Origin of the sequence: Acidisoma cellulosilyticum (assembly GCF_020621385.1) — a bacterium.
Taxonomy (GTDB): domain Bacteria; phylum Pseudomonadota; class Alphaproteobacteria; order Acetobacterales; family Acetobacteraceae; genus Acidisoma; species Acidisoma cellulosilyticum.
On sequence record NZ_JAESVA010000021.1, the window covers coordinates 1 to 24996 of the forward strand.

At 59.2% G+C, this 24996-nt stretch carries 27 protein-coding genes and 2 pseudogenes; 11 read left to right on the forward strand and 18 right to left on the reverse strand.

Annotated elements, in window-relative coordinates; genetic code table 11:
* The coding region (gene mobF / locus ACELLULO517_RS27600) for a MobF family relaxase (RefSeq protein WP_227310754.1) at window positions 1-3309 on the forward strand (3309 nt) is incomplete at its 5' end.
* A gap of 111 nt (window positions 3310-3420) precedes the next feature.
* Here mobF and ACELLULO517_RS27605 read toward each other — a convergent pair.
* Genes ACELLULO517_RS27605 through ACELLULO517_RS27615 form a run of 3 tightly spaced genes read right to left on the reverse strand, consistent with a single transcriptional unit; the run spans window position 3421 to window position 6733 of the window.
* Window positions 3421-4344: a TIR domain-containing protein gene (locus ACELLULO517_RS27605; RefSeq protein WP_227310755.1), complete on the reverse strand. Its 924-nt coding sequence runs from the start codon at window positions 4342-4344 to the stop codon at window positions 3421-3423.
* A gap of 11 nt (window positions 4345-4355) precedes the next feature.
* Entirely contained in the window at window positions 4356-5192 is an 837-nt protein-coding gene (locus ACELLULO517_RS27610) for an E2 domain-associated cysteine-rich protein (protein ID WP_227310756.1), read from the reverse strand.
* The gene (locus ACELLULO517_RS27615; protein WP_227310757.1) at window positions 5189-6733 is read right to left on the reverse strand and encodes a nucleotidyl cyclase domain-containing protein; all 1545 of its coding nucleotides are present in this window, start codon (window positions 6731-6733) and stop codon (window positions 5189-5191) included. The genes ACELLULO517_RS27610 and ACELLULO517_RS27615 overlap by 4 nt, the downstream gene beginning before the upstream one ends.
* Before the next feature lie 124 nt (window positions 6734-6857).
* On the opposite strand from ACELLULO517_RS27615, the gene ACELLULO517_RS27620 reads away from it, so the two are divergent.
* Together ACELLULO517_RS27620 and ACELLULO517_RS27625 are read left to right on the forward strand one after the other, a co-directional pair.
* A complete protein-coding gene (locus ACELLULO517_RS27620; RefSeq protein WP_227310758.1) occupies window positions 6858-7766 on the forward strand; it encodes a WYL domain-containing transcriptional regulator in 909 nt (302 codons plus the stop codon).
* On the forward strand, window positions 7763-8470 hold the full coding sequence (locus tag ACELLULO517_RS27625) for a nucleotidyltransferase family protein (RefSeq protein WP_227310759.1): 708 nt from the start codon (window positions 7763-7765) through the stop codon (window positions 8468-8470). Before ACELLULO517_RS27620 ends, ACELLULO517_RS27625 begins: the two co-directional genes overlap by 4 nt.
* A 90-nt stretch (window positions 8471-8560) precedes the next feature.
* On the opposite strand, the gene ACELLULO517_RS27630 is transcribed toward ACELLULO517_RS27625, so the two are convergent.
* From ACELLULO517_RS27630 to ACELLULO517_RS27655, 6 genes are all read right to left on the reverse strand, one after another.
* Window positions 8561-8806 carry a hypothetical protein gene (locus tag ACELLULO517_RS27630; RefSeq protein WP_227310760.1) on the reverse strand — a complete coding sequence of 82 codons (246 nt, stop codon included), beginning with the start codon at window positions 8804-8806 and terminating at the stop codon, window positions 8561-8563.
* 168 nt (window positions 8807-8974) lie between these two features.
* Window positions 8975-9523: a hypothetical protein gene (locus ACELLULO517_RS27635; protein WP_227310761.1), complete on the reverse strand. Its 549-nt coding sequence runs from the start codon at window positions 9521-9523 to the stop codon at window positions 8975-8977.
* Window positions 9520-10311 (reverse strand): DNA-methyltransferase, encoded by a 792-nt coding sequence (locus ACELLULO517_RS27640; RefSeq protein WP_227310762.1) that lies wholly within the window; start codon window positions 10309-10311, stop codon window positions 9520-9522. Before ACELLULO517_RS27640 ends, ACELLULO517_RS27635 begins: the two co-directional genes overlap by 4 nt.
* Before the next feature lie 311 nt (window positions 10312-10622).
* Complete coding sequence (locus tag ACELLULO517_RS27645; RefSeq protein ID WP_227310763.1) at window positions 10623-11798, reverse strand: TIR domain-containing protein; 1176 nt, start codon at window positions 11796-11798, stop codon at window positions 10623-10625.
* A 116-nt stretch (window positions 11799-11914) separates the two neighbouring features.
* Entirely contained in the window at window positions 11915-12886 is a 972-nt protein-coding gene (locus ACELLULO517_RS27650; protein WP_227310764.1) for a tyrosine-type recombinase/integrase, read from the reverse strand.
* Window positions 12883-13779, reverse strand: coding sequence for a TIR domain-containing protein (locus ACELLULO517_RS27655; RefSeq protein WP_227310765.1), 897 nt, complete (start codon window positions 13777-13779; stop codon window positions 12883-12885). Before ACELLULO517_RS27655 ends, ACELLULO517_RS27650 begins: the two co-directional genes overlap by 4 nt.
* 173 nt (window positions 13780-13952) lie before the next feature.
* Here ACELLULO517_RS27655 and ACELLULO517_RS27660 point away from each other — a divergent pair, with 173 nt between their 5' ends.
* Window positions 13953-14204, forward strand: a complete 252-nt coding sequence (locus ACELLULO517_RS27660; RefSeq protein ID WP_227310766.1) for a type II toxin-antitoxin system ParD family antitoxin — start codon at window positions 13953-13955, stop codon at window positions 14202-14204.
* Window positions 14201-14494, forward strand: coding sequence for a type II toxin-antitoxin system RelE/ParE family toxin (locus ACELLULO517_RS27665; protein ID WP_227310767.1), 294 nt, complete (start codon window positions 14201-14203; stop codon window positions 14492-14494). Before ACELLULO517_RS27660 ends, ACELLULO517_RS27665 begins: the two co-directional genes overlap by 4 nt.
* Window positions 14495-14624: 130 nt before the next feature.
* Here ACELLULO517_RS27665 and ACELLULO517_RS27670 read toward each other — a convergent pair whose 3' ends face one another.
* From ACELLULO517_RS27670 to yecR, 3 genes are all read right to left on the reverse strand, one after another.
* Entirely contained in the window at window positions 14625-15944 is a 1320-nt protein-coding gene (locus ACELLULO517_RS27670; RefSeq protein WP_227310768.1) for a hypothetical protein, read from the reverse strand.
* A gap of 595 nt (window positions 15945-16539) precedes the next feature.
* Complete coding sequence (locus tag ACELLULO517_RS27675; RefSeq protein ID WP_227310769.1) at window positions 16540-16716, reverse strand: DUF3606 domain-containing protein; 177 nt, start codon at window positions 16714-16716, stop codon at window positions 16540-16542.
* 82 nt (window positions 16717-16798) lie between these two features.
* Complete coding sequence (gene yecR, locus ACELLULO517_RS29145) at window positions 16799-17062, reverse strand: YecR family lipoprotein (protein ID WP_227310770.1); 264 nt, start codon at window positions 17060-17062, stop codon at window positions 16799-16801.
* 366 nt (window positions 17063-17428) lie between these two features.
* On the opposite strand from yecR, the gene ACELLULO517_RS29000 reads away from it, so the two are divergent.
* The 3 genes and pseudogenes from ACELLULO517_RS29000 (at window position 17429) to ACELLULO517_RS27690 (ending at window position 18426) form a co-directional block, all read left to right on the forward strand.
* Complete coding sequence (locus ACELLULO517_RS29000; RefSeq protein ID WP_319796456.1) at window positions 17429-17566, forward strand: hypothetical protein; 138 nt, start codon at window positions 17429-17431, stop codon at window positions 17564-17566.
* A gap of 12 nt (window positions 17567-17578) precedes the next feature.
* Window positions 17579-17695, forward strand: a pseudogene (locus ACELLULO517_RS29005) (WGR domain-containing protein); the annotation flags it as partial.
* Window positions 17692-18426, forward strand: coding sequence for a tyrosine-type recombinase/integrase (locus ACELLULO517_RS27690; RefSeq protein ID WP_227310771.1), 735 nt, complete (start codon window positions 17692-17694; stop codon window positions 18424-18426). The pseudogene ACELLULO517_RS29005 and the gene ACELLULO517_RS27690, both read left to right, overlap by 4 nt.
* Window positions 18427-18578: 152 nt before the next feature.
* Here ACELLULO517_RS27690 and ACELLULO517_RS27695 read toward each other — a convergent pair whose 3' ends face one another.
* From ACELLULO517_RS27695 to ACELLULO517_RS27705, 3 genes are read right to left on the reverse strand one after another with little or no spacing between them, the layout of a single operon-like run.
* On the reverse strand, window positions 18579-19385 hold the full coding sequence (locus ACELLULO517_RS27695; RefSeq protein WP_227310772.1) for a DUF3800 domain-containing protein: 807 nt from the start codon (window positions 19383-19385) through the stop codon (window positions 18579-18581).
* A gap of 23 nt (window positions 19386-19408) precedes the next feature.
* Entirely contained in the window at window positions 19409-19669 is a 261-nt protein-coding gene (locus ACELLULO517_RS27700) for a hypothetical protein (protein ID WP_227310773.1), read from the reverse strand.
* Window positions 19666-20301 carry a ParA family protein gene (locus ACELLULO517_RS27705; RefSeq protein ID WP_227310774.1) on the reverse strand — a complete coding sequence of 212 codons (636 nt, stop codon included), beginning with the start codon at window positions 20299-20301 and terminating at the stop codon, window positions 19666-19668. The genes ACELLULO517_RS27700 and ACELLULO517_RS27705 overlap by 4 nt, the downstream gene beginning before the upstream one ends.
* A gap of 482 nt (window positions 20302-20783) precedes the next feature.
* On the opposite strand from ACELLULO517_RS27705, the gene ACELLULO517_RS27710 reads away from it, so the two are divergent.
* Entirely contained in the window at window positions 20784-21710 is a 927-nt protein-coding gene (locus tag ACELLULO517_RS27710) for a replication protein RepA (RefSeq protein WP_227310775.1), read from the forward strand.
* Window positions 21711-21785: 75 nt separating this feature from the next.
* Here ACELLULO517_RS27710 and ACELLULO517_RS27715 read toward each other — a convergent pair whose 3' ends face one another.
* From ACELLULO517_RS27715 to ACELLULO517_RS27725, 3 genes are all read right to left on the reverse strand, one after another.
* A complete protein-coding gene (locus ACELLULO517_RS27715; protein WP_227310776.1) occupies window positions 21786-22544 on the reverse strand; it encodes a hypothetical protein in 759 nt (252 codons plus the stop codon).
* Complete coding sequence (locus tag ACELLULO517_RS27720) at window positions 22541-23326, reverse strand: hypothetical protein (protein WP_227310777.1); 786 nt, start codon at window positions 23324-23326, stop codon at window positions 22541-22543. The genes ACELLULO517_RS27715 and ACELLULO517_RS27720 overlap by 4 nt, the downstream gene beginning before the upstream one ends.
* Before the next feature lie 85 nt (window positions 23327-23411).
* Window positions 23412-24044, reverse strand: coding sequence for a hypothetical protein (locus ACELLULO517_RS27725; RefSeq protein WP_227310778.1), 633 nt, complete (start codon window positions 24042-24044; stop codon window positions 23412-23414).
* A 207-nt stretch (window positions 24045-24251) separates the two neighbouring features.
* On the opposite strand from ACELLULO517_RS27725, the gene ACELLULO517_RS27730 reads away from it, so the two are divergent.
* Both ACELLULO517_RS27730 and ACELLULO517_RS27735 read left to right on the forward strand, forming a co-directional pair.
* On the forward strand, window positions 24252-24584 hold the full coding sequence (locus tag ACELLULO517_RS27730; RefSeq protein ID WP_227310779.1) for a hypothetical protein: 333 nt from the start codon (window positions 24252-24254) through the stop codon (window positions 24582-24584).
* Between the two features lie 3 nt (window positions 24585-24587).
* Window positions 24588-24996 (forward strand): annotated as a pseudogene (locus ACELLULO517_RS27735) (hypothetical protein); the annotation flags it as partial.

A 24996-nucleotide genomic window follows, 5' to 3' on the forward strand; every position in this document is an offset into this window, starting at 1 on the left:
GAGAGCCCGGCCGATATTCTCGGCCTTGATGCCGCGCGTGTGCCGAGCACCGCGCAGATCGCTTCCATCCTCGCGGGCAAGCGGGCCGATGGGGAGGCCCTGGCCGAGAAGACGGCCGGGGCGGCCAGGAGCCGCTTCCTGGAGCTTTATGGCGTGCCGCGGGAGCGGGAGGCTTCAGCCGAGGAACTGGACGAGATCCGGGCCGGACAGCGCGCGGACGGGACGGACCAGCGGCTGGGTCCGCTGAGCCAGGGGCTCGCGGCGTCACGGGCGCGGATCGGCTATGTCGATCTCTGCTGGTCGGCCGACAAATCGGTCTCGCTGGCCTGGGCCTTTGCGCCGACCGAGGCCGAACGGAATATCATCGCCCAGGCGCATCGGGACGCCGTCTCCTCCGCCCTCCTCTATGTCGAAGCGGAGATCGGCCAGGCCAGGCGCGGGAAGGCAGGGCAGGATGGTGCCGAGCCGGGACAGATCGGCTGGGTGCGCTTCGATCATTATGCGAGCCGGCCGACAGTCGAGGTGCCGCGCGTCGATCGGGCAACCGGCGAGGCCTATACCGAGCTGGTGACGCTGAAGGTCGCGGGCGACCCGCAGCTCCATACCCATGTGGCGATCCCCAATGTCGTGCTGACGGAGGGGGGCCGGGTGGGCGGGCTCGACCTGCAACGACTGGAAGGCCGCGTGAAGGAATTCGGTGCCTATTACCAGGCGCATCTGGCGACCAACCTGCGCCGTCATGGGGTGGAGGTGGCGCTCGATCCGGCGACCGGGTCAGCGCGGCTGACGGCGATCCCGGAGACCGTGCGCGATGCCTTCTCCAAACGCACCCAGCAGGGCACGGAGGCGGCGCGCACCTATGCGCGGTCGCTCGGGCTGGACTGGGACAGTCTCGATGCCGAGCGCAAGATCGGCCTCGCCAAGCAGGGCGTGCAGGGCGATCCCCGCCAGGTCAAGCAGGACGATCTGAGCGACTGGGCGTCATGGCGCGGCCAGGCCGAGGGTCTTGGCTGGCAGCCCGCGAGCGTGTTGCGGCCGGATCACGTCCAGGCGCTCGCCAGCCGGGAGGCCCGGCTCGAACAGGCCTATGCGGTCGGGCGCGACCTGCTTGATCGGGAGCTGCAGCGGCGGGCGGTGCTGGACGGGGCAGACGCGCGTGTGGCAGCGGCGCGGGGCCTGATCGCGAGCGGTGTGGAGAGCCCGGACGAGATCGGCGCGGTGACGCGAGCCTTCGCGCAGCGCGGGGTGCGGCATGACGGGCAGGAGGTCGGTCTGGTCTGGGGCATGGCGACCGATGCCCGCGGCCAGGAGGCGGTCAAGCTGACGACGACGCTGCATGCCGATCGCGAAGCGGAGTTGGTGGGATTGGCACAGGCAGCGGCATCCGACCGGAGTGCCGCTTTGTCACCGCAAGTGATCGCCGCGGCCGTTGCGCGCAGCGAGCGCGATTTTACGAGCGTGCATGGTCAGCAGCAGCGTGCGGTGATGGATCAACTGGGACAGGGTGGCCGGCTGGCGATCGCGATCGGGGTCGCGGGCTCAGGCAAATCGACGCTACTCGCGCCTCTGGTGGAGGCCTGGGCGGAAGAGGGCCGCACGGTGTATGGGGCGGCCTTGGCCTGGCGGCAGTCCGAGGATCTGGCGGCGGCCGGGATCGCACGCGAACGGCTGTCCGCGATGTCGGTCTTTCTGGATCGCGCCCAGAAGGGGCAGATCACGCTCGATCGTCAGAGCGTCGTCGTCGTGGACGAGCTGGGGCTGCTCGGCACGCGGCAGCTGCTCGATCTGCTGCGCCTGCAGCGTGAGCAGGGCTTCCAGCTGGTGGCCGTGGGCGACCCCAAGCAATGCCAGTCGATCGAGGCGGGGCCGGTGATCGGGCTCCTCCGCCGGGCCCTTGGTGATGAGGCCATACCCGAGCTGCTGACGACCATTCGCCAGAGCACTGAACGCGAGCGGGAGACGAGCCTACTGTTCCGCGAGGGCCAGGCGGCGGAGGCGCTGGCGCGCAAGCGGGAGGACGGCACGGCGCTGCTGGTGCCGGGCGGCTACCGGGAGGCGGTGGCGCAGGTGGCAGCCCTCTGGCAGGCCCGCAGGGCAGCGCATGCGCATGACCCCACCTTCAGCCTGACGGTCAGTGCGCCGACCAATGCCGATGCGCGCGAGATCGCGGCGGCCATCCGAGTGCATCGCCGCGCGGCCGGCGAATTGGGGCCGGACGCGGTGGTGGTGAAGGCCGCCGACCAGATGGGCGCCCAATACGATCTGCCGCTCGCGGTGGGTGACCGCGTGCGGCTCTTCGCCCGCACCAACGCCGCCTATGCCGATAAGAGCCGCGGCATCATAGGCAATAACGGTTCCGTCCTCGCGGTGCAGGGGATTGGTGCCGGTGGGATCACGCTGCGCAATGCCCAGGGCCGCGAGGGTTTTGTCAAATGGGACACGCTGCGGGACCCGGACAGTCAACGCATCCGGCTGAGCTATGGCGACGTGTTGTCGATCGATGCGACGCAGGGGCTGACCAGCACCGAGCATATCGAGGCCATGCCGGCGGGCAGCCAGGCCGTGAATGCCTACAAGGCCTATACCCAGGCGAGCCGGCATCGCGAGCGAAGCTGGCTGGTGACTTCCGATGGCGCCGAGCGGCGGGAGATCGCCGGCCGCCGGCCGCTTGGCGATCCACGGCCGATCCGCGAGGCGGATGTCTGGGCCAATATGGCGCGCAATCTCGCGCGGGCGCCGGAGAAGGCCAGCGCGCTCGACTTTCTGGAGGTTGCGCGCGATCTGCGGCGCGGCGCCGTCCAGAGTCTGCAGGCGGGGCTTCAACCGGCCGAGCAGCGCCAGGCCGAGGGCCGCGACCCCTTCACCCTGCGAGAGACCTTGCAACGACACCGTGACGCCGAGCGCGTCGCGGAGATGACGGAGCAGATCGAGGCTGTCGCCCGGGAGCAGGGTCGTCTCCAGCAGAGGCTATCCAAAGCTGTGCTAGCCATCCGCGAAACTGTTCGGGAGACCGTCAAGGGTGCCGCACCGCTGCTGCGGCAAGCGGCCGAGGCGCTACGAGAGCGGCAGGCCCTGACCGCTGTGCGGGCGCAACTGCTCGACCACCGCATGGGGGAATGGCGGCAGGGGCAGAGACAAAACTCGACCACCGAGACCGAACAGGCAGCGCAGGCACGATTGGGCCAGGAGATCCGCGCTATGCCGAAAGCCGATCTGCACCGCGCTGCCGCCGAATGGCGCCGGGAGCGGCAAGCAAAGCAAGAGCGCGCCGCGCAGCGTCAACGCTCAGGCCCCAGTATGAGCCGGTAACCATTTTTCTTCCGGTGCAACCCAGACCACATCTGCCGTGCTTATCCTCAAACCAGACCACCACATGCTGGATTAAACACCTAGTGGGTACGCGTGCATGTGGCGGGGACTTTATCGAGCCTTTCTGTCTCGCCGTACACCAACGAATTCGATTCGCTCCCTGGCCTGGTCACACGCTTTTGCGACAGACCTTTCCATTTTGTCCTTATCACTGCCCTGGTATCTCAGCGTCGTCAGCCCGGCTAGGTCAGATGCCAAACGAATTTCAGCGTCCGCCTCAACTAGCAGAAAAGAACGCTCGCGACCCAAGTGGCCGACCGAGATGCCGTATTCGAAATGCACATTGTCGCGGGGCACCTTGCTGCTTTCGCCCCGCATGACGAGGATATCGTCGGCTTTAGCTATCGCAATAGTGAAGTCGGCGCGTTCAATCGCATCCTCCAGCGAGCTGATCGGATATTCAGATACAGCGAATGTCCCATGATCCCAGAGATAGACCGGCATCTCGTCACTATCGAGATTTTGCCGAACTTGGCGAGCGACCGGAAGTCCTTCCTTTGAGGAGATTACGAAGATCCTCGGATACTCGTTCGCTGCACCGACTTCTTGATTACGATGATCCAACTGGTCTGCTACGGCGTCAGCTGTCGCCTTCCAAAAGTCCACGTCATTTCCGACGATCTGGTTGAGCTCGGTCAAGCTAATGTTTAGTACCAAGCTCTCCTTCGTCGCTATTACCGTCGCGGTCCGCGGCCGCGAACGGTTGAGTCCTGCCAGTTCTCCGACAGCCTCACCGGCTACGCGCGTCTGCTTGTACTGGCCGTTCACGAGCACCTCGAACTCCCCTGCTAGGATGAAGTGGAGGTCGTTCTCCCAGCTTCCTTGCTCGATCAAGATGGCGCCCTTTGTGTACTCAGCGGTCTGTCCGGCCTCCGCGATCTTCTGCGCTAGATCTCGATCACTTCGGACAAGCCGCTGCCGCAGCAGAGCCTCCACGATGCCGTCTTGATCAAAGCGATCTTTCAAACTAGCCACTATTCTCTCCCTTAGACGGCTTCCGGCTGTGCGACTCGTGTCGCTTCAATGATAGACTTTTGCGCCAGTGGACAATCATCCATGGTGCCACAACAGGGATGACCTTCGAAGTCCTTCCAGAAGTCCCGTTCCTGTTCAGCCATTTTGTGTAATTCTAGCGCGAGCCTGGCCGCTGCAGCGGCATGGTCGCCGCACGATCGAATAACTCGTGGCCGCGGCTTTTGGCCCGCAGTACACAGGCAGGGCCTGCGCAGGTTCACTACTCGCCTGCTGCGGAGCCACGTCGCGAAAACCCGTTGACCATCGCGCAGGACCCGGATCCCGGGTCCTTCAGCCCCACTCCCATGCATGACCACCGACAGGCGACCATCCCGCATGTCGGTGAACAACGGATCTCCCAGACGTTCCGCCGCACGTTCGGCACGGAACTGGTGGATCGCGGCTGCACCGTGAGCGCGACCGTGTCCATCGGGCCAGTGACGACGGCGCGCAGCGCGGGTCTGGAGTTGGAGGAAGCGGACCAAAGTTTCCCACCAGATCATTGCAGAGGAGGGGCCGTCGATGACGATATCGTCGATGGGGCGCCAATACAGGCAGAAGCTGCCATCGACATTGATGTGGCGCTCCGGACAGAAAGTCGGAAGCAATGTCGGCGTTACCTCGCTAGCCGAGGCTGACGCGCCTGCGGCCGAGACTCGAAGATGGTACACGGGACATCGCCCATCGCTGAGCGTCACAGGTAGCGCGACGTCTAACTCGCCGCCGGAACCGCGGCCGAGTTCGGTCGCGCCGAGGGCCGGTAGGCAGGCCGCGAGCGTGTCGATGGTCGAGGCGAGGGTGCCGGTCACTTGCTCTCCGTATAGGGCCGGACTATGCGATCCGAGGCGGACGCGATGGCTGGCGCAACCAGTGCGAACGCCTCGCGCTTGGCGAGAGCCGCCGTCTTGTCGCCCTTCTGCGAAAGCGCTTCCACGGCCTCATTGTAGTCTAGTGCGTTCACCTTTCTCTTAGTCCCGAAGAGATCACGAACTGCCTGGGTGCCGGCGTCGTAGGCTGACGCGCCAATCGCCGTCTCGTCGCCTCCGCAACGTGACTGTTCGGTTTCCGAGGCGAGCACGCCCCGACTGACGGAGCAACGGACCCGGTCGCCTTGCATGCCGAGACGGGTGACCGTCATCGGACCGAACTCGAAGCCGATCGCCAGACCGAGCCCGTCGACATCAATACCTTGATCCTGCAGCTTCTCCAGCGCGAGCTCGAAACTGGAACGGAGGGCACCCGCGCAGAGCGTGGCGGTGCTTACACTCTCGGGATCGTCGGTGCTGTGCGCTGTGCCGTCGCAAAGCAGCCCGTGCAGGCAGTCCCCGATGAAGCGGATGCGGCGGCCATCAAAGTCACAGGTAAGGACCCGGTCGAGCTCCGCGCGGATGACGTGGAAAACGCGCACAACATCCTCGGCGGCGTCATCGATGTGCTTGGCGACATAGGCGGTGAAGCCGTCGATATCCGCATACACCGAAGCAGCTTCCTGCCGCTTCGAGTTCGATGGAGTGAGTGCCGTGATGTCGAGTGTGCGCAGAGGAGGCGTGTGACGCGAGAAGATGAAGGTGCCGATTGGGTTCTTTTCGAGGTCCTCCCTCCACTCCTTAACGATCGTATCCTTCGATACGCCGAGGCGGGCCTCGTCCTGACACTCCTTAATCTCCGCGGTCGTTAGTGCCGTCGCCGCCGGCTTATCGACCGTCGCGAGGCCAATCACTGTGCGCGCGTTGTTGGTGAGATAAATCCCGACGCGACTGCCGCCACCCGACATCTTCGCCGCATGGTTTGCTGGAGCGCCGAGGAAAAGTGGTTCTCGGCCGCCTCGGCGCCCGTTATTCACCGCGAGCGCCTCGCCCGCGTCGATGCCAACGCGGACCTTCGCGCTCGGGATAAACTCATCGGAATCACCGGTCTCCTCCAGCACGTCGATGATAAGCTGGGCGATCGCAACGGCCCGCCGGATGCGCTTCGTCTCGGCATTATTCTCGGTATTCGAGGGCCTCGCGACTAGCGCGTGGAGGCGCTGATTGTGAAAATCTACACGGCGCGCCTCGCAGCGGCTCAGAATCCGATGCACGGCTCGGTAGTGGAGATTGAGGAACCTGAGAGTGCGCTTGTGACACGTCACCCCTTCCTCGGCGGTGACGTGAAGCATGTCGTCGAGATTGAGAATATCGGCGTAGAGATGGACGGCATCGACGCGGTAGGCCTTGTTGCCCGGGATGTTCTCGAGCGACATGTCGCGATGGTAGTCGACGATGGAGACCGTCTCCACCTCCTCGATTTTGCGGTCGATGTGCTTGGCCGCGCGATCGTAGTTCCAGTTCTTCGGCATGCTGATCTCCATCCCGCAAATCGCCTCGGCGGTTGCCGGACGGAGCAGTTGCGTCCATAAGATATATGGGTTCACCATTTAAGAGTCAAGAAACTGGATTGGTATTTTTTATATCGTCTAGTTTTAAGGAGGGTATATGAGCATTGAAGATAGCGATTCGGTGCGTTGGGGCGTGCGCCGGCGCCTTGAATTCATTGATTTCCGGCTGTTTTGGGACGGTCGGTTCAACCGGCGGGACCTAGCAGACACGTTCGGCATCTCCGCTCAGCAGGCCTCGGCCGACATCGCGCTCTACACTGCCCAGGCGCCCGCCAATCTTCGCTACGATCCCGGAGCGCGCACCTACGTGCGGACGTCGGCTTATAGGCCGACTCTGATGCGGGCGTCGTCTGAACGCTACCTCCTTCAGCTTGTCGCCATTGAGAACCGCTGGATGAGCAAGGAAGACACTTGGTTCGATCAGCCTCCGCCAATCGAGAACGTTTCCCTGCTGCGCAAACGCACGGACTCGGACATCCTGCTGCTGATTCTGGATGCCATAAATCAACGGGGTCAGTTGGAGATTCGCTACAAGTCGATCACCGGCTCACCCGAGCCAAAGCGGCTGATCGCGCCCCATGCGCTGTTCCACGCTGGAGGTCGGTGGTACGTTCGTGCTTGGTCTGGTGAGCACCGTGACTTCCGCGATTACAACCTGTTCCGCATTGAAAGCGTTAGTGCAATTGGAACATCGGTGACCGACCCGGCGCTGGATTACGAGTGGTCGCATCGAATCGACCTAGAGATCGTTCCTAATCCAGTGCTCTTGGAAACGCAGCGTGCTGCGGTTGCCATGGAGTATGGGATGACCGATGGGAAGCTTGTGGTGACTAGCAGGCTTAGCCAGAGCTTTTATCTCATGACTGAGAATAACTTGGACGTCGAACCGAACGTGCTCATTCCAGGAAAGCAGCCTCTAGTCCTTCTCAACCGGTCTGAGGTCGTGGCAGCGAGGGAGACGGCTCGTAAGCTCTCTACAGCCGCGGTCGCACGAGCGTCCGCTTGAGCGACAAAAAGCCCAATTTTACCGGGGTTAGAGCGGTCCTGCTGTTTGGCAGTCGCGCGCGCGGGGACAATGAGAGGAACTCTGACACGGACATTCTTCTGATCGCGCCGCCGGGGAGACCTCAGCACTGCTCATTCGGTCAATTGTCCATGTTCTTCTATCCTTGGTCCAAGCTACTGGCTGACGCCAGCAACGGCGAGTTGTTCGTTTGCCATCTAACGCGGGAAGCTAAGCCAATTTATGATCCGGAGGGTCGCCTCGACCGGCTACGCGCCTCTTTTAAACTCCGCACAAGCTATAGCCACGACATCAACCGCGCGTCTGATTTGGGATGGTTCCTTGAGCGACACGCAGACGCGTTGGCGGCTGCTGTTGTCGCTCGGCGGATCGTGTGGTGCGTTAGGACGATACTGATCGCTCGGACGGCCGAGCGGGGTGTCCCGGTGTTTTCGCCAACTGAGCTTGCCGAGACAACATCGTCCAACCCCGGTAGAGAAATACTTTTAGCAAGGCATCAACACAGAGCTGACGCGCCTATGCGGTGTCACTTTTCACAATTCCTTACAGAGGAAGGCTGTTTACCTCCACTTGCGCGTGAAGCCGATCCAACAGACTACAAAGATTATTTCCGGCGCACAAAAAATGAAGTTGCGATCAGCACCATTACTCAGGGAAGAAAAAGTTCAGAACAACACTATGGTTGATGTTGCAGCTAGCGTGCCCCGGCCTATTCCGGCCGTAAGGCTAACTACGTTAATATTCAAAATGTTTCCGTTGATATAGATATATTTGATTTACCGTAAATCCTCTAAAGTTAATTCATGGTAACGCTGCTGCAGGTATATTAGAAAGTCATGCGGAATTGTTATCGAACAATTGGGATCACCCCCACCTGGCCAGATAACAGGTCCCGGCCCCTCGATGGTCATAGTTTGCGTTTCGCCAAGCTGCCCGTGCTCGCGAGGTAACTGGCGCCGCCATTCCTCATAGGCTTTGTTGAAAAGCGGCTTCAGCTCAAAGTTGAAGCGAATCGTGGGCATTGTTTTTACCTTCTCTGCAGAGAGATTCAACAGAAATCAGATAATGCAAACTGACCAGATCGTTCCAGTAAAAATTTACAATATGTTAATAAAATCTGAAACAACTACAAACACTGTGAGATTTGAGCATGATGTCTCGGTATTGCGGGCCCTAGTAGGAATAGATAGTCAACCTAGAGCGCCGGTTTCTTGCCCCAAGGATATTCGGTGCGTCGTTGTAAAGAACGACTCTGCGATCCATGCGTCGAAGCGTTTTGAGGTAATGCCGGAGGCGGTGAGCTTGCCTTGGCGAACGAGGCGCAACAAAAGCTTGGAATCGATAGGGTAGAAGCGCAGCAGGGGAAATTGTCGAAGATCCACAACAACATAGCACTCCACGCTCTCAAGCGATTCAAGAAGATCGTCAGGTGTTGCGCGTCGGCCGGAGCCTATAAATTTTGATTTCTGGAATTTGATCCCATTGGTGTTGAAGCACCGTACGCTGATGTCAAAGCGACCGATGTCGCCCAGGGACATTGCGCCATCAGAGCCGGGATGGTTACTGCTCGTGTGCTTTTTGTATCCGAAGAGGCGTTCTCCCCAAATCTCGGCGAACCAGGATGTGATTCGAGGATCCCTAAACTTCGATAAAACATCCCCAGGGAGAAGTTTGAGGGCCGCGGCAATCTCATCTAAGCTGAATTCAGCTTCGACTACAACGATTGGCGCTTTTGTCATCGGCCTGCTTTTGTTTCCGCGTTAAGGCGAGCCATTGCAGTTTCAGCATAGGAGGGATCGATTTCAAATCCAATGCCGGACATTCCAAGTTGCTCAGCTGCCACCAGGGTCGTGCCGGCTCCGAGAAACGGGTCCAAAACTGTTGCTTCGGGTCGCCCGTGTAGAAGCATGCAGCGCTTTGGTAGGTCGACCGGGTATCCCGCCGGATGATCGAATTTATCGATTTTAGATTGAACCGTTTTGTAAGGGATGAACCAGACATTTCCCGCGCATCTCAGGTCGCGTGTGTGGCCCCATCGCTCGATGTTTGTTTTATCTTTGAAGGGAACGCCGATGGACAGGCGATCAATCTGAACATGCCCGGTTTTGGTAAAATGAAAGAGTGATTCAAAGTTGTTGTTGAGAAAGCGCTTGCTGGTGATGGGCTTGAAGTGCCCAAACGTGTCGTCGCCCAGACTGATCGATTTCACCCAGGAGATGTTGTTCTGTAGGACGAAAACGTCACGGAACTGATTTGCAACCTCGTAGGCAATCCACGGATCAACATTCGTCTGCCCTACGTTGAGAAACAGAGAGCCGTCATCGCGTAGTACGCGAGCGAGTTGACGGGCGACTTTCCCCATCCAGGCGAGATAATCCTCTTTTGGCATTCGGTCGTGATGCGTTTTGTAGGCGACGCCGATATTGTAGGGTGGCGAGGTCACGCAAACATCGATCGACTTCTCAGCGAGAAGGGGCAGGCCTGCCAGGCAGTCGCCGATGACGACCGTTTGTTTCCCGAAGGTCACACTGGCCGGCGTCTCCTGCGTAGGAGAGCGCCGGTGTTGGGGATGGCCTGACTCGAGCCACATCGCAGCGAATCCAATCGTCTCATGAGTTGGGAAAACTTACCGGAGGCAGGATCGCGGTACAAGGGAATAGTGAACAAATCAGGTACCCGCCTTCCCGTCCGTGTAGTAGTTTTGCGCATGATAACGTCCTTTGTCGTACGGGATAAGTACCCTCTTTACTTTTTGATTTGGAACTCCGCGTCTACTTTAGAAACGGCTAGTGGACTGTGGTGGGGTGTTTTTCTTCACGCGTTGCCTCGTCAGGTGCTTCATGGCCGCATTGCCTTGCCCCAGTCGATCTCGAAACCTGCGCTATCCAGTTCGCGCCCCAGAGAGGTCTTCCAGCCATCATTGTCGTCAAAGGTTATGTAGACTACTCCCTCAAAGTCAGAAGGGATTTCGATGCTTTCTTTTTTTAGGGCACAAACGCGGCTTCGCCCAAGCCGACCAATGAAATATCCTAGCTCCAATATAACGTTTTGTCGCGCCCGTGCCTGCGGTGCTCCCTTTAAAGAATTTCCAACGTCATCAGGAGTGAGCAAGATAACAGCAAAGCCAACATCGCTGTGAGATTCGATCTTTTCGATAATTGTGAGGCCTCGATTGGCCTGCTCATGAAGAATGATTGGCTCAAAATCAATTTTTGTCAAAAACCGCGCAACCGCTTCCTTAGCGCCATTGTCATGCCCGTGAACAACGAAAACCTTTCGGGCTGCAGGACCTTTCCTCTGAGGTATCAAGGTTGCTTCCACAGCGCCAGTGCGATCTTTTACATAGTCGATATAGTCTCTTGCAAAAGGGATCATCACTTCTGCGACCATGCGCTGGACATTGTTGGTGATGTTGTTGCCAGCATTATAAAAAGTGTAAGAGAAATTAATAGCCTCTCGGGGCTCTTGGGAGAAGCGATCAACAAGCTGAATGACTGTTCCAAGTTCGTCTGATAAATCACTTGGCCATTCTAGTTTTGCGCTTCCTGTAAATCCGCCCTGAGTAGCGTGGCCAGCTGCTAACCATGATTCCAAATCCACTCTACTTGCTAGTTGCTGTGTTATCTCTTCTAATTCCTGGGAATGTAAAAGCCGAGACAGCTTTTTTATGTGCCGATCAAAACTTGTATGTTCTGAACGCCTTAAGTCACTAACCGTATTTTCAATTTGGCGAAACAGGGTTTGACTATTTTCAGATACGCTCATGGATTCTGTCTCTTGGATTGAACGAAGTTCTGCAGCTCGATCGAGGATTCGCTGGCGATAAGCTGCTTTCATTTGGTTGGCGAGATTAGTAACTAGGAGATTCCCCTCATAAGATCGAAGCTTCTGGTTGATTGCTTGCTCCATATCGACGATCGCTCCCGCGACGCTGGAAGCATCGTGAGGATTGAACCGAAGCTGGGTAATTTTACCGCCCAACGATTCAAGCGCGCGGCTTGCTTCGGTCAGCATCTTTGAAAAGTCTCTTAACCCAGACATGTTTCTCGCCACGTCCCACTCGCTGTGAAGGATAAAAGTCCTGTATCAGGCTGAACTGCAGCTGCCAGCCGGAGTGGCCTGAAGGTGAATCAGATGCGGATGCGCTCAATTTCGTCCAGGTGGATCTCGTCGCGACGGCGGTCATAGAGCTGCGTGGTGCGTGTGCTGGAATGGTTGGCGATCGCCGCCGCATCCTCAAGCGCCCCGCCATTTTTCATATAAGTTGTGATGCCGGTTGCGCGGAAGGTGTGGTTGCCGATCCGGGTTTCGATACCGGCAGCGGCACCCCGGCGGCGGATCATTGCATAGGCGTCCTCACGCCGCATGGCTGTGCGTGTGAGCTGGGCCTTGCTGCCATGGCCGGTACCCCGCGCGATAGTGCGGAACAGCGGCCCCTTCGGATCGTCAGCTAGTCCGCAGCCGTCGATATAGGCGCGCAGATATTCTTCCAGCGTGTGATGGCAGGGCAGGGTGTGCTCCTTGCCGCCCTTTTCGTGTAGCCGCACCCAGAGGCGATGCTTCTGCACGTAGACATCTTCCACCCGCATGCCAACGGCGGCCGACACGCGCGCGAAGCTGTAGACCTCCAGCGCAATCAGCGCACGGTCGCGTAGCCCCGCAGGCGTCGTCGTGTCGATGCAGTCGAGTAGGGTGCGAGCCTCGGCCGCATCGAGCACGGGTGTTTTGCCGACCTTCACCGAGTAGGCCGGACCGCGGACCGCCTCGGCCGGGTTCACCGGGAGAATCTGTCCCACCACCAGCCAGTCGAACAGGTGACGCAGAGCCGCGAGCCCCTGCTTGGCCGTCGGCGCGGAATGCTCGCAGGTGCGCAGCTCCACCCAGCTCGCCACATGCAGCGTCTGCACCGCGGCGATCGAGGTCACGCCGAGCGTGCTGCACCAGGTCAGGAAGTCGAACACCGCATGGCCATAGGCCCGTCGGGTATTGCGGTTGCGGATATTGGCGGCGAAAAATTCGACGAAGCGCAAAGCAGCTCGATCGCCGGCCGCGGAGATCAGAGATGGCAGAGCTGGAGGAGAGAGAGGGACAAGCTGGTTCATGTCCACAGCCGGTTCGCATCGAATTCCATCTTGGCGGCTTTCAGCTCTTGCACGAGCTTTGATTGCCAGCCGTTATGGTCATCCATCTCCGTGTAGATGACTCCCGCCAGGTCGGAGGGTATCTCTACGGCACCTTTGCGCAGCAAGCAGGCGCGGCCCCTTCCCAGCTTGCCAACGAAATAGCCCAATTCAAAAACGACATTCTGCCGGGCACGCTCCTGCCCGGTGGCGACCGTTTTGGACTGACCAACATCATCTGGCGTCAGCAGGACCACCGCGAAACCGACATCGCCCGCGTGATCTTCAAACTTCTCGATGATGGTGCGCCCTCGATCAGGCTGCTCGCCTAAAATGATAGCCTCAAGACCAAGCTTCTCAAGAAAGCGCGCAACACCGTGTTTCGCACCCTCATCGTGCCCATGCACGACGAACACCTTGTTTCCGATAGTAGGTGGTGAAGTTCGGATTGCTGGAGACGCATCCGCAATCTCGTCTTCCAGAGTCTGAATAGCGGACCGCAACAAAGCAATTGATCGCGTGCGGCCTTCTCTCAGATTCTTGCGAGCTTCCTCTGTCTCCCGAATGTCTTGAAAGCCATCGGATCCACCGTGCCATCCCCCAGTTGTTCCAAGGAAAACGGGAGCTTGATCTAGCCGCGCCGCTCCCTCGTAGCGCTGGAAAGTAGGCGTGCCCTCCCCGAAGGCTGCGGCTAGAGCCTGCTCGATGTCCGTCTGCAGCACCGAAACCTCGCTGCTGAACCGCTTCTGAATGGTTTGAATGTCAAAGGCTTCAAGCTCCGCGATGCACCGCTCCAGACGCGTGATACGATTCCGCTTTTGTTCGATCGTTAGCTGTGGTGGCTCACGCTGAGGGCTGGGACGGCGAGGGGCCAAGGTTTTTTGCTCCGGATTGCTTATGATAGGCCAGCATACCCAAGTTCTATCCTACATAAAGGACATTATGTGCGATAGAATTGCCCGGAGCCCCTGGCAGTGCAGGTGACGCCTCCGAAACGCCGCACTTGGCAAATGTGCTAATTTTTAGTACATTCGGCGGAGGAGGACCCATGGCCAGAACCACATCCGTCAGCTTGGGCGATCACTTCGCCAGCTTCGTCGAACGCCAGGTCAGCGAAGGACGCTATGGCAGCGCGACCGACGTCATGCGCGCCGGCCTGCGGCTGCTGGAAGAACATGAATCCAAACTCGCAGCCCTCCGCGCGGCCCTCATCGAAGGCGAGCAAAGCGGCCAGGCCACGCCGTTCGACGTGGAAGCCTTCATTGCGCGGAAGCGGGAGAGCCGGCGCCGTTCGGCATGACAGGCCGCCTCACACTTTCCCCGCGTGCCCAGCTCGATATCGACGAGATCTGGGACTACAGCGCTGACCGATGGGGCATCGACCAGGCCGAAACCTATGTGAGGCGACTTGGGCAGCACATGGCGTTGATCGCCTGCCAGCCGGACCTCGGAACCCCCTGCCCCGAAATCCGCGCCGGCTATCATCGCTTTCCGTGCCAGGCGCATATCCTTTTCTATCGCGTCGTCGAAGGTGACGTGGAAATCGTCCGCATTCTGCATAGCCGGATGGATTTCGTAAGGCATCTCTGATTGGCTTCTGAAGAAGGCAAGCCCTTGAAGGGGATTATATGACCTGCAAAATGATCCCGCGGAAGCAGAACATCTCTAATGGGCCAAGGACCCAGATATCAGGAGGCCATGCAGAGCTTGGTCGAGATTTCTAACAGCCACTTTCAACGTGACCATTGGCAAGTTGCGAGTACGTGAGAGGAGATAATTCGTTAAGCGGAGGGCCGTCCGATTCTCCAATCGTAGTTCTACCAATATTTCTATATTCCGGACTGCCGATAAATTTCAGATAGTCAAAAAATTCTTCAGCATCGCTGTAACTTTTAAAACAAAGAATATTAGGTCTTGTCCTCTCAGGTAACAATGCCATCACAATAGAATTTGATTTAGCAAGATGGAAAGAAAATCCGGGTGGGGAAACATCTTGAGATGGGATGAGGTTCACTGTCTCCTTTACAGGAGCGAAGGTATGCTCAAGAACATCATCGTCTCTTTCTTCGTAGGTTGATCCGCCGCGTAGCACATGGCGTAGCGTATAAAGAAGCGTGACGTCAGCCTGGAGTGGTTTTCCAGGGGGAAGGCTAATTAACTTAGTTGAAAGCAACTTAGCTTGCTGGAAGGGTAATGGGTTGCCTCTACTGTCCTGAGTTTTTGCAGAAAACAGATAACTCCACTCAGGGTTCCCTGAGCCATTTTCAGGATCTAAGCTTATGTCGACCTTTACAACGGTGTTTCCCGTAAGGTCTATTCCATAGCCACCTTGACGATGGATACGAAGACTATGATTATTGTTCCCCTCTACCGTCACAGTGAGAGTTTCAACCTGGTTGCTCGCATTTAATGTTTCGGCACGTGCTTCACTCTGCGAGGCGGCGAGATTAACACTTCCAGATACGGGAGCACCAGTTGGAGCCCCAACAGTTAGACCCTCAGTCGTACCATGGGTCTGAGTTAACGTGATAGATCCTGCATTGATGGTAGTATACGCCGTAGCCACTGTATCCCAGCTATCAAAACGGCCATTTGGGAGATTAATAAGAACATCAGTGGCTTCCAACCGGTCGGCTGGATTAAAGGCGCCGTCACGGCGAACGGTAACGACGATTGTTCTGTGAAAAACAGTTCTATTAATTTCGGTATCCGTCGTTGCAGACTTGAGAGGGGTGGCAAGATTTTGCTGAAGAGAAGTAATATCTTTGCTTTCGTGTGCCACCGCTACGATATAGGCAGCCTGACCTCTATCGCTAAGAGCGGTTATAGAGGGAGAAGTTGTGTTTGCGGATGTTGCAAAGCTTTCAGCAAAAGCGACAGCCTTGGGCTGTGCCTTAGAGCAGTCAACTTGAACATGGTTCGAATCTGTAGAATCATCTTCACAAATAGCTGTTTTATAACGGCCTACAATTTGATCGCCACTACATCCAGCGAGTATCACAATCAAAAATGCCGCGAGAATTGCTAAAAGCTTAGACATGGACTAACCGATGAATCACTCCCATTGCCGAAGCTCCCCCACCACAAGATGGAATTGGGGAAGCAATAGGTTCTTGATAGGTTGATTGATAGATTGCTTTTGAGTAGGGGATCGGTTGATCCGAAGAATAGCAATTTAAGTGCCTTAGTTCAGCTAAAGAACTAGCTACCTCGGATGCTCGCCATTGATCGGGATCCTTCTCAAACGGCTCCATCACTAAAATCCAGAACTCAGCCATTTTCTTTATTCCGGAATGTTAAAACGATTCAACAATAAAAGATTTTTCTAAGAACGCAAAGCTTTTCTATATTCTATAGGATTTGTGTAGACATTATAATTCTGAGTTCTCTCAGCTAATCTAGTTGAGGTTGAGTGTGCCGCGTTGACGGAAGGCCTTGGCATAACATGTGGGTGGTTCAGACGGAGCAGGAAGGTCTCCGCGGATACAGCATGATCGCGGTCCCACCCAGCCGCAAACCTCCCTCGCCATTGCCATGAATGCCGACCTCCGGCTGCCGCTCTGCCTGAGTTCTCCGCTTGTGCCGCTGCATCCGGATGGAGCATTGCTACCAATGATCCATCCAGGTGGCATCGCTTATTTGCCGAGATGTTTTGCCACGGCCGCCTTACTGGTGCCAACAGCCTTCACCGCAGTCTCAAGCTGGGCTTTGGTAACTCCCCACTTTTTGCACCAATAATTAACCTCGTAAGGCTCGTGGATATTCACTTTGTTGCCGTCGTCGGGTTCTTTGATCTTAAGATTGTCTGGCACGATATCCTCCTGTGTTTTGTAAAAGAAACTATTTATCTGCAAGTTTCTTATTTACTTGCAGTTTTGTGCGGCAGACTCAGCTTTACTGTCCTGGGGCAGGTCCAGTGCATTGGCAGGTCACATGTACCTCGGTCTGCATACACATGCCATAGCCGTTTCGTTCCTGGCATATCTTTTGTAACCCAGCGAACCGCTCCGCATTGGTGTACCCCCATGCGTGGCAGCGTTCCTTGGCGTCTGCATCGGCCGCGGCCCAGTCAACTACCGGCTTGTCGAATGCTCCAAACTGAAACCCTTCAACCACTGTACCATCGGCTCTGCTGCCGCCGACAGGCGTGGGAGTCACATTGTCGGTGCATGCCGATAGTGGATTTCTTCATCAGAATCTCGTCAGACAAGTTGTCAAAACTCAACGTTTTCTCAGGGTGTCCTCTAACCCTTGATAGAACATAAACACATAAGGCGACGTTGCGAAATAGAGATTATTGTCCCTACGCTTTCTGAATGGGATTGGTATGATTTGCGTCGGCATAGTTAGAATCTTGCTATTGGATGGTTAGATGTCCATGCGACAAAGCTGATACATTATAGGTAATAGTGTAACATTCGGGCCGCTCATCTCCTTTAAATCCGCCCCGGAACGCCGATTTTTGCGGTACCGGCGGCGCAAAGGCGTTACACTTCTCGGGTGATCAAGCCCAAACGACACCAGATGCCCGCGCCCGTCCAGCTGCCGCTCTTCGCGGAGGAAGCCTCCCTCATCCGCATCCAGCCCGAGCGGAACATGCGGCGCTTCTACCGGATGGAAGTCTGGCCCGACCTCTTCGGCCGTGCGCTGCTCATGCGCTAATGGGGCCGCGTCGGCACCGAAGGCCGCCGCCGCCTCGATCCGCACCCTGATCCCGGCGCCGCCTGCAATGCGCTCGCGGACATTCTCCGCGCCAAGCGTCGCCGTGGCTATCAGGATCGTCAGTCATGACCCGCAAGCCGATCGCCGCCGCGAAGCCCGCCGGAAAGAAAGCAGGGGCGCGTCGCACCGCGCCGGGAACCCCTGGCCGCCCGGACGCCGCACGTCCTGGCCCCCGCCTTCCGTCGACGAAGGCCTCAGCCTCGCGAACCGCGCCGGCCGGCATGCAGCTCCATACTCTGGACGGCGCCCGCAAATACCTCACTGCCGGCGAGCGCGACCTCTTCCTGAAAACCGCTGAGCGCGGCGATCGCGATGCCCGGACCTTCTGCATGACCCTGGCCTATGCCGGTTGCCGCCTCTCCGAGGCTCTCGCCCTCACCGCCGATCGCATCGATCTCGCCGCGGGCGTCCTCGTCTTTGAGAGCCTTAAGAAGCGCCGCCCCGGCATCTATCGCGCCGTCCCCGTCCCCTCTGCCCTCCTTGAGGCGCTTGACCTGGTGCATGGCATTCGTGAGGTGCAGGGCAAGCGCGGCAAAGGCCAGGATGTTCGTCTCTGGCCCTGGAGCCGCATGACCGCCTGGCGCCAGGTCCACGCCGTCATGGAAGCTGCCAAGCTCTCAGGCGTAAAGGCCTCGCCTAAGGGGCTCCGTCACGGCTTTGGCGTGACAGCCGTCTCTGCCGGCATCCCCCTCAATCTCGTTCAGAAATGGCTTGGCCATGCCCAGCTCTCCACCACCGCCATCTATGCCGATGCCGTGGGCGCCGAAGAGCAGGACATCGCTCAACGCATGTGGAAATAATTTGAGCGCCAAGGGAAATCGGCCGTTACTGCGATCACGGGTTGAAACTCGCTCCCTGTTGAGAGTATATAGCAGCAGGGCCAATTGAGGCCGGGCGTCGTCGTATGACGGCGGGGCAGTAGGGCTCGGAGCAATCCGGGCCTTTTGTCTATCTACAATTCGTCAAAGCAATAATATTTCACACCGAGGTTCTCCTCTTCAGGCACCAGCGTGGAATCGATTATGCGGCCCGCCGCTTTCAAATCGCAGAACGGCCTGTAGGAGGGGTCGTAGCGCCCCTTGACCAGCGGATATAGCAGTAGGTCCGCAACCTGCCCCATCAGCGATGATTTGTCGAAGAAGTTTGGGTTCTCCAGTAATGACGCCGCAAAAGAGGCGGCTTCGAGGGGCGCATACTTACCAGAAGTCTCGGGATTGAAGATCATCCCCTCCCCGCGGAGGTGTCGGTGATATCCGCGGATGTCTCTATCCTCTTTAGGTCCGGTCTGCTCGACATAAACTGCCAGCTTTCTACCATCCCGGACGGCAATCTTGGCGGCGCGCTCCACTAGGATGGCGTAGGCGCTTTTGCAGAGCTGCCAACGCTCGTGTGCGGCATAGGTGGAATAACGGGTCTCATAGCCAGGCCGATGCACCACGCAGGCCGTCGCAAAACCAGGAATCGAGCAGAGGAAGTCGCCCAGGTCCGTCAGGAGGCTATTGGCTCGATTCACATCGACGCCGAGCCAGGCCCACTCCTTTTTCCGGCTTCGTATTTTAGTCGAGTGGAATGGCGCGGTAATCGCATGCCTAGCCCGAAGCGCTTTAAGCCCCTCGGATGCCCCGTCCACGTCTTCCGCTTTGATGAGGAGGCCACCCATCGCAAAATGGTCAAGACCGTCATGCCTCGGGGTCGAGGGATGATCGATGAAACGGGAGCCGCTGTCGTCAACGAAGAGGTGATAGGTGGGGGTGCCCATATGAGAAAGCTATCACTACGCCATTACGCCGTTGCAGTTTTACGCAACTGCATCTTCCGTCCATTAAGAGCAAGGACGTGCTCCGCGCCCTCAAGCAGCAGATCGTTGACCCGGATGCGCTTGGCCGCAGCAACGTTCTTGAGCGCCTCTAGGCCTTCAGGGCTGATCCGCAGCGTAGTGTTTATCCGCTCATCCTTGGGTTTGTCGGCCTTCGCGGGAAGCGGCTCCTCCACGGGCGGAGCTCGATCTTGAGCCAGGGCGGCGGAGAACGATGGCTTTTTCACTTGCTCAACTCCTTCTCGACGTAGCGCCAGAGCGCACGGATTTCCTTGGTCGCCTTGCTGCTGGGGTCCGCCTCGGTGATGCCCAGGCCTCCAAGCAGGGCGTGGGACAGCCCTGCCCGCTGCCCGATCGACACCGGCGCCACCGGCACGCCGAACGCCTTCAGTGCTAGCCGCGCCTCGCTGGTGGAGGACGCCTCCCCTACTCCTCGCGGCGCCAGACACGCGTTTAGGACGATGCTAGCCCGATGACGGCCTCCCTTCACGATGTCCAGCGTGCTGAGGATTGCGCGAAGATCCATAATTGCGGGGCGGGTAGGGATGAGGAGGTAGTCGGACAGGGCCGCTACCTGGACCGCGTCAGCTTCGGCCGACGGTCGGGTGTCGATGATGGCGAGATCGATCCCATTGGCACGGGCGGCATCAAGCAGCGCACTCAGTTTGTCGGGGGTCGTGGCCTCGAGCTGGGGCACAGACGCTTCCCGTGCTTGCCACCACGCGGCAGCCGATCCCTGTGGGTCGAGGTCGATCAGCAGGACGCGCTTGCCGCCTTCTTGGGCCAGAACCGACAGGTGAATCGCCAGGGACGTCTTGCCGACGCCACCTTTGCGGGAAAGTAGACCGAGAACCTTCATGAATTATCACTACATCACTAAGCAACTACGCCGCAACCTCATTAGGTAAAGGCGTAATCATACTATTAAATAATAAGGTAACTACGTAATAGCGTAATGATGTAATTACAGCGTCCGTGATCGAGGAATGCCCTCGCACCAGATAGCTCTCCTGCCCCGGCGAACTACTACAAGCTGATCGGTGCATGCCCCGGCCAGGCGATCATACCTACGACTCGGGAATGCCTATCCGCCTGAATCGGGTTCGGACTCTGGTGACCGCCGATCAAATGTGGAAGGTTATCCACAGGGCGGAATTCGGACTCTGGTGACGGCAAATTCGGACTCTGGTGACGCGACTCGCACTTATCCCCCGGACTTTGGTGACGAAACTAATAATAGAATCTCTAAACACTCCAAATAGCTCATGTCACCAGAGTCCGAATTGACCTAAGCCACTGACTTGGAGTTGTTGATAAGTAGTTGAATGGAATTATCGATAGATGGGCAAAGTTCACCAGCTCATTCTGAGCAAGGGCATTGACGAAGCTAAGGCTCAAACAGCTGATAAGCTCGAGCGTCAGTGCGTCGAAACCGCATTTGCGGTGATGAGCGACGAGCAGCAGCGGATTGGCATCATGCATGCCGGATTTGCCATGACAGCGTTGCCCCACAAAGCGATCGACGAGACGATCTGGGTTAGGCAAGGCAACAACATCAAGCTGCGGCTAGAAAGCGGCATGGATGCCGACGACAAGGTCGTAGGGCTGCCTTTTGGCGCCATTGCCAGGATCATCCTGCTCTACCTGCAAACCGAAGCGGTTAAGACCAAGTCACGCGATATCGAACTTGGCCGTTCGATGAACCATTGGCTGACAACGATGGGGATCGATAACGGCGGCAAGACCTATAAACTCGTGCGGGAGCAGTCCCGTCGCCTCAGCCTTTGCCGCCTGACCTTTTACCGAGTGACCGACGAAGCCACGATCATCACCAACGGCAGCTTCGTTCGCGACGCCATCCTGCCCAGCCGAGACACCGATCAGCTCCAGTTCTGGCGTGAAGCCGTTCGGCTGGATGAAGGCTTCTTCCAAAGCCTAATCGATCACCCACTCCCTGTCCGAGAGGCCGCGATCCGTGAAATCGGGCATCGGAGCATGGCCTTAGATATCTACGTGTGGCTTGCCTACCGTCTCCACCAACTATCCAAACCCACGGCGATCACTTGGAAGGCTCTCCACGACCAATTCGGCGGGGGCTACCAGCATGTCCGGCAGTTCAAGGCGAAGTTTAAGGAACCCCTGGCGCTAGCCCTTGCGGCCTATCCTGAGGCCATCTTGGAAGCGGGTGACGCGGGCCTCAAGCTATATCCTTCACCACCGGCGGTAGCCGAGCGACGCTTAGGGGGCGTCACCAGAGTCCGAACCTGATTGCCATATGATCGTTCGCTGCCCTCCTCACCAGCCGCGTAGATTTGGCCTTTCGCTCTGCCACCTATCTGATCGTTATTGCTGAGGAGGAGGCCCTGGGTGAGGGGGTTCGATCCAGAGGGGGACGTTGCAGGCTTTGCGTCCATCCTGCATGGAGACGAGGGCGCCTGTGCATTGCCCTAAGGCGTCGGTGATGGGGTTCCACTGCATGAGGTTGAGCCATTTCTGCGCGGCGCCGGCGCCTTGCTCGAAGGCTGTCTGCAAGCCGGTTTCGGTTTCGTGGACGCTGGCGAGGGTATTGTCGCGACCCCACCAGTAACCGCCGCCAAGACAGCTAGCGGCGACAAGCACGAGAACCCCGGCGGCTCCCAGAACCAGCTGCCATTGAAAGACCGCGACGCGCCGCGTGAGGGCACGATCGGCGGTCTTGGCGATGCTGTCGGCGATACGCTCAATGGTGACGGCTTCCGTTTCGGCGATCCCGGCCTGGAAGCGGGCGATTTCGGTGTCGGCGGCCTGACGGCTTTGCTGGAGGGCGTCGATGATTCTCGCACTCGTCTCCGTTGCCACCCTGTCGCTGGTGGCGGTGCGGTTAGCGAGGAAGCGGATCTGATGGGCAAGGGTGGTGAGCAGCGGCATCATCGGATCGTCGCGCTGAATGCCGGCGTGACGCGCGGCCTCGCGCAGTTCCGCGATCAGGGCTTCGACATCCTCCGTGGCATCCTTGGAGACGGGCACGGGGGAGGGCGCAGACCGGCCATCGGCCGGCGCGAGCGCGGCACCGGTCAGGCGCCCCCGCCCGTGTGCGGTCCTGCGCCCCATGGAGCTGCTCACGGCAGCCAATCCGCCACGGGCGCGAAGGCGGTTTCCATGGCGCGGCGCCAGGTCGCGATCTGCTGACGCTTCCACGGGCCGATGGGTGTCTGGCCGTCCTTGACCTGGCTGGCCTCGGCAGCGGCAAAGGTCAGGCGCCTGGTGTCGATGTCCTGGGCCGGTTCCAGACGCGGCATCCAGACCAGCTTGGCGCCACGGTCCAGGGTCTTCGCCAGGATGGGATGGGCCTGCACGGTCTCGGTGAAGGCGGCGCGGGGCGTGCGGTGGAGGGGCACGAGCGCTTCGTTAAAAATGAGGATGGTCGCCTCGGGGGCGAAGAGGTTGTCGGTCTCGACATCGCGGAGGTAGGCAAGGTCATCGGCATCGGGGCCGAGGAGATGCACGGCAACGGGCTGGATGCCGTGCTGGCCCAGGAAGTCGACCAGGCTCATCTCGCGGGCGATGCGCTTAAGGATGAGATCGCCGCCGCCGAGATCGAGCACGCCCGTGAAGCGCTGCTCGATCTGCGCCTCGATGAAGGTCGCCAGCCATTCGCGCACGTCGCGATCGTCGGCGGAGGGTGGGGTGACGACATCGTCGAAATAGCTGGAAAGGGTGGGGTTGGTGCGGTCGGCGTCGGCGACCACGACCTCGCGGCCTTGGCTTTGCGCACGTTCGACCGCCCATCTTGCCCACCAGGACTTGCCGCGAGAACCGCGGCCGAGGGGCACGATGAGTTTGGGCGGCGCAGAGGGGATCTCTGTCTGAGGGACGGTATCGGTGGCGGTCGCAGGACGGGCCATGGTGAGAACTCCGTGTTGATCACAGCGCCATTCTTCACGCGCTCATTGCGAACGGCATTGGGGACGCCCGGTCAGGGGCACCCGGCTAGGGCTTCGGCTTCGACGGCACGATGCGGGGCATAGGCGTGGTGCCGGTCGCCATGGCATCGAGCACGCGGCGCAGCTGTGCGGATGCCGGCTCCTGGGATGGGGCAGGGGCAGCACCGGCCGGAGCGGCCGAGGATGAGGTCGTGCTCGGGACGGCTGGCAGCGGCGCCGAGACCTCCCCGCGCGGCCGGGCAGGCCGGATATCGAGTGCGCGACGGGGCGGCGGGGAGGTGTCAGCCTCACGGCTGCCTGGCTCACCCGGTGAAGGATTTGCCGATGAGGTGGGTACGGCGGCCACCACGCCGGCCGCGATCTCGCCTGGGAGCAGAGAAGCAGGCTCGCGGCGGTTCTTAGCCTGTCTGGCCCGTGCGGCCGCGAGGTCACGGCGGACCCGGTACCAGGTGCCGCGTGCGCCGTCGGGGGTGGGGGCTTTGCCGGTGCCGTCGTGGATCTTCATCTCGCCGAGACGGGTCGCGAGCGCGCGCCAGCTTGGGCGCAATCCGTCCAGTCCCTCGGCAATGCGATCATGATTCTGCCGCATCCAGAGATAGAGCGCGGAATGGCCTGAGGCGCTGATCTCATGCATGGCGGCGATGAGATGACTGACCTTGTCCTGCTTGCCCTTTATCATCCGGTTCCCCCCACGTGAGGCTTCTGCGCCGTCATTCTAACGTGGAGGAGAGCGTGTTAAAAGCGCCTAAGTTCCGCTTAAAAACCGCGTAGGAAGCGTGTAAGCAAAAAGGCAGCTGAATTCCTACAGACCAAGGCACCCTTGGTGCTGACCTTCGCGTGAAAGCGCGATAGACTATGGTCTAGGTCAGGGAGAGGGGCAAGCGCCATGAGCGGAGCGGCGGACGATCAGGCAGGATCGAAGATCGACGACAAGATCGAGGCGCTGCGGCTGTCGGTGGACCGGCTCGCCCAAGGTCTGACGCTGATGCTGGAAGCCCAGGCGGCGCAGGGAGAGATGCTGCGGCAGCTGCTGCAAGCGGCGTCCCAACCGGCGCCGGCGGAAAGCCCCGTCGCTCAGGCCTTGACCAAACTCTCTGCGACGATCGGTGCCCAGACCCTGCTGTTGCAGGCGGTCGGCCGCGACCTGGAGCGCCTGCCGGCAGAGGTGGGCCGCGAGGTCGCGGGCGGGTTGCGCGCGGTTCTGGGTGAGGTGCCTTAATCTGTGCTGACCTATCGCACCGGAGCCGCCGGCGCGCCTTCGGCCGCGGCCGGGATGGCCGACCACCTGCTCGAGCAGACGCTGACGCCGGAGCAGGCCGCACTCGCCCGGTATTACCAGCAGGGCCTGGAAGCGGCGTCGCCGGGCGTCACGGTGGCGGAGCCACGGCGGGATCTCGATCCGCGCCTGGCCGCGTTGCTGGGGCTCGATCCCAACCGGGTACCGACACGCGACGAGATCGCGCACCTCCTCAATGGCAGCCGGACGGACGGCGCGGCGATCCCCGGCAAACAGATCCAGAAGGGCACCGAGAGCCCGGCCGATATTCTCGGCCTTGATGCCGCGCGTGTGCCGAGCACCGCGCAGATCGCTTCCATCCTCGCGGGCAAGCGGGCCGATGGGGAGGCCCTGG

Excerpts from the sequence above, each read along its gene's own strand:
- ACELLULO517_RS27720 (WP_227310777.1), bottom strand. The coding sequence starts at position 23,326 with ATGGCCCGTCCTGCGACCGCCACCGATACCGTCCCTCAGACAGAGATC.
- ACELLULO517_RS27705 (WP_227310774.1), bottom strand. The coding sequence starts at position 20,301 with ATGAAGGTTCTCGGTCTACTTTCCCGCAAAGGTGGCGTCGGCAAGACG.
- ACELLULO517_RS27630 (WP_227310760.1), bottom strand. The coding sequence starts at position 8,806 with ATGCCCACGATTCGCTTCAACTTTGAGCTGAAGCCGCTTTTCAACAAA.
- ACELLULO517_RS27635 (WP_227310761.1), bottom strand. The coding sequence starts at position 9,523 with ATGACAAAAGCGCCAATCGTTGTAGTCGAAGCTGAATTCAGCTTAGAT.
- ACELLULO517_RS27730 (WP_227310779.1), top strand. The coding sequence starts at position 24,252 with ATGAGCGGAGCGGCGGACGATCAGGCAGGATCGAAGATCGACGACAAG.
- ACELLULO517_RS27725 (WP_227310778.1), bottom strand. The coding sequence starts at position 24,044 with ATGATAAAGGGCAAGCAGGACAAGGTCAGTCATCTCATCGCCGCCATG.
- ACELLULO517_RS27615 (WP_227310757.1), bottom strand. The coding sequence starts at position 6,733 with ATGGAGATCAGCATGCCGAAGAACTGGAACTACGATCGCGCGGCCAAG.
- ACELLULO517_RS27695 (WP_227310772.1), bottom strand. The coding sequence starts at position 19,385 with ATGGGCACCCCCACCTATCACCTCTTCGTTGACGACAGCGGCTCCCGT.
- ACELLULO517_RS27650 (WP_227310764.1), bottom strand. The coding sequence starts at position 12,886 with ATGAACCAGCTTGTCCCTCTCTCTCCTCCAGCTCTGCCATCTCTGATC.
- ACELLULO517_RS27710 (WP_227310775.1), top strand. The coding sequence starts at position 20,784 with ATGGGCAAAGTTCACCAGCTCATTCTGAGCAAGGGCATTGACGAAGCT.
- ACELLULO517_RS27690 (WP_227310771.1), top strand. The coding sequence starts at position 17,692 with ATGACCCGCAAGCCGATCGCCGCCGCGAAGCCCGCCGGAAAGAAAGCA.
- ACELLULO517_RS27670 (WP_227310768.1), bottom strand. The coding sequence starts at position 15,944 with ATGTCTAAGCTTTTAGCAATTCTCGCGGCATTTTTGATTGTGATACTC.
- ACELLULO517_RS27645 (WP_227310763.1), bottom strand. The coding sequence starts at position 11,798 with ATGCTGACCGAAGCAAGCCGCGCGCTTGAATCGTTGGGCGGTAAAATT.
- ACELLULO517_RS27665 (WP_227310767.1), top strand. The coding sequence starts at position 14,201 with ATGACAGGCCGCCTCACACTTTCCCCGCGTGCCCAGCTCGATATCGAC.
- ACELLULO517_RS29000 (WP_319796456.1), top strand. The coding sequence starts at position 17,429 with ATGCCCGCGCCCGTCCAGCTGCCGCTCTTCGCGGAGGAAGCCTCCCTC.
- ACELLULO517_RS27620 (WP_227310758.1), top strand. The coding sequence starts at position 6,858 with ATGAGCATTGAAGATAGCGATTCGGTGCGTTGGGGCGTGCGCCGGCGC.
- ACELLULO517_RS27660 (WP_227310766.1), top strand. The coding sequence starts at position 13,953 with ATGGCCAGAACCACATCCGTCAGCTTGGGCGATCACTTCGCCAGCTTC.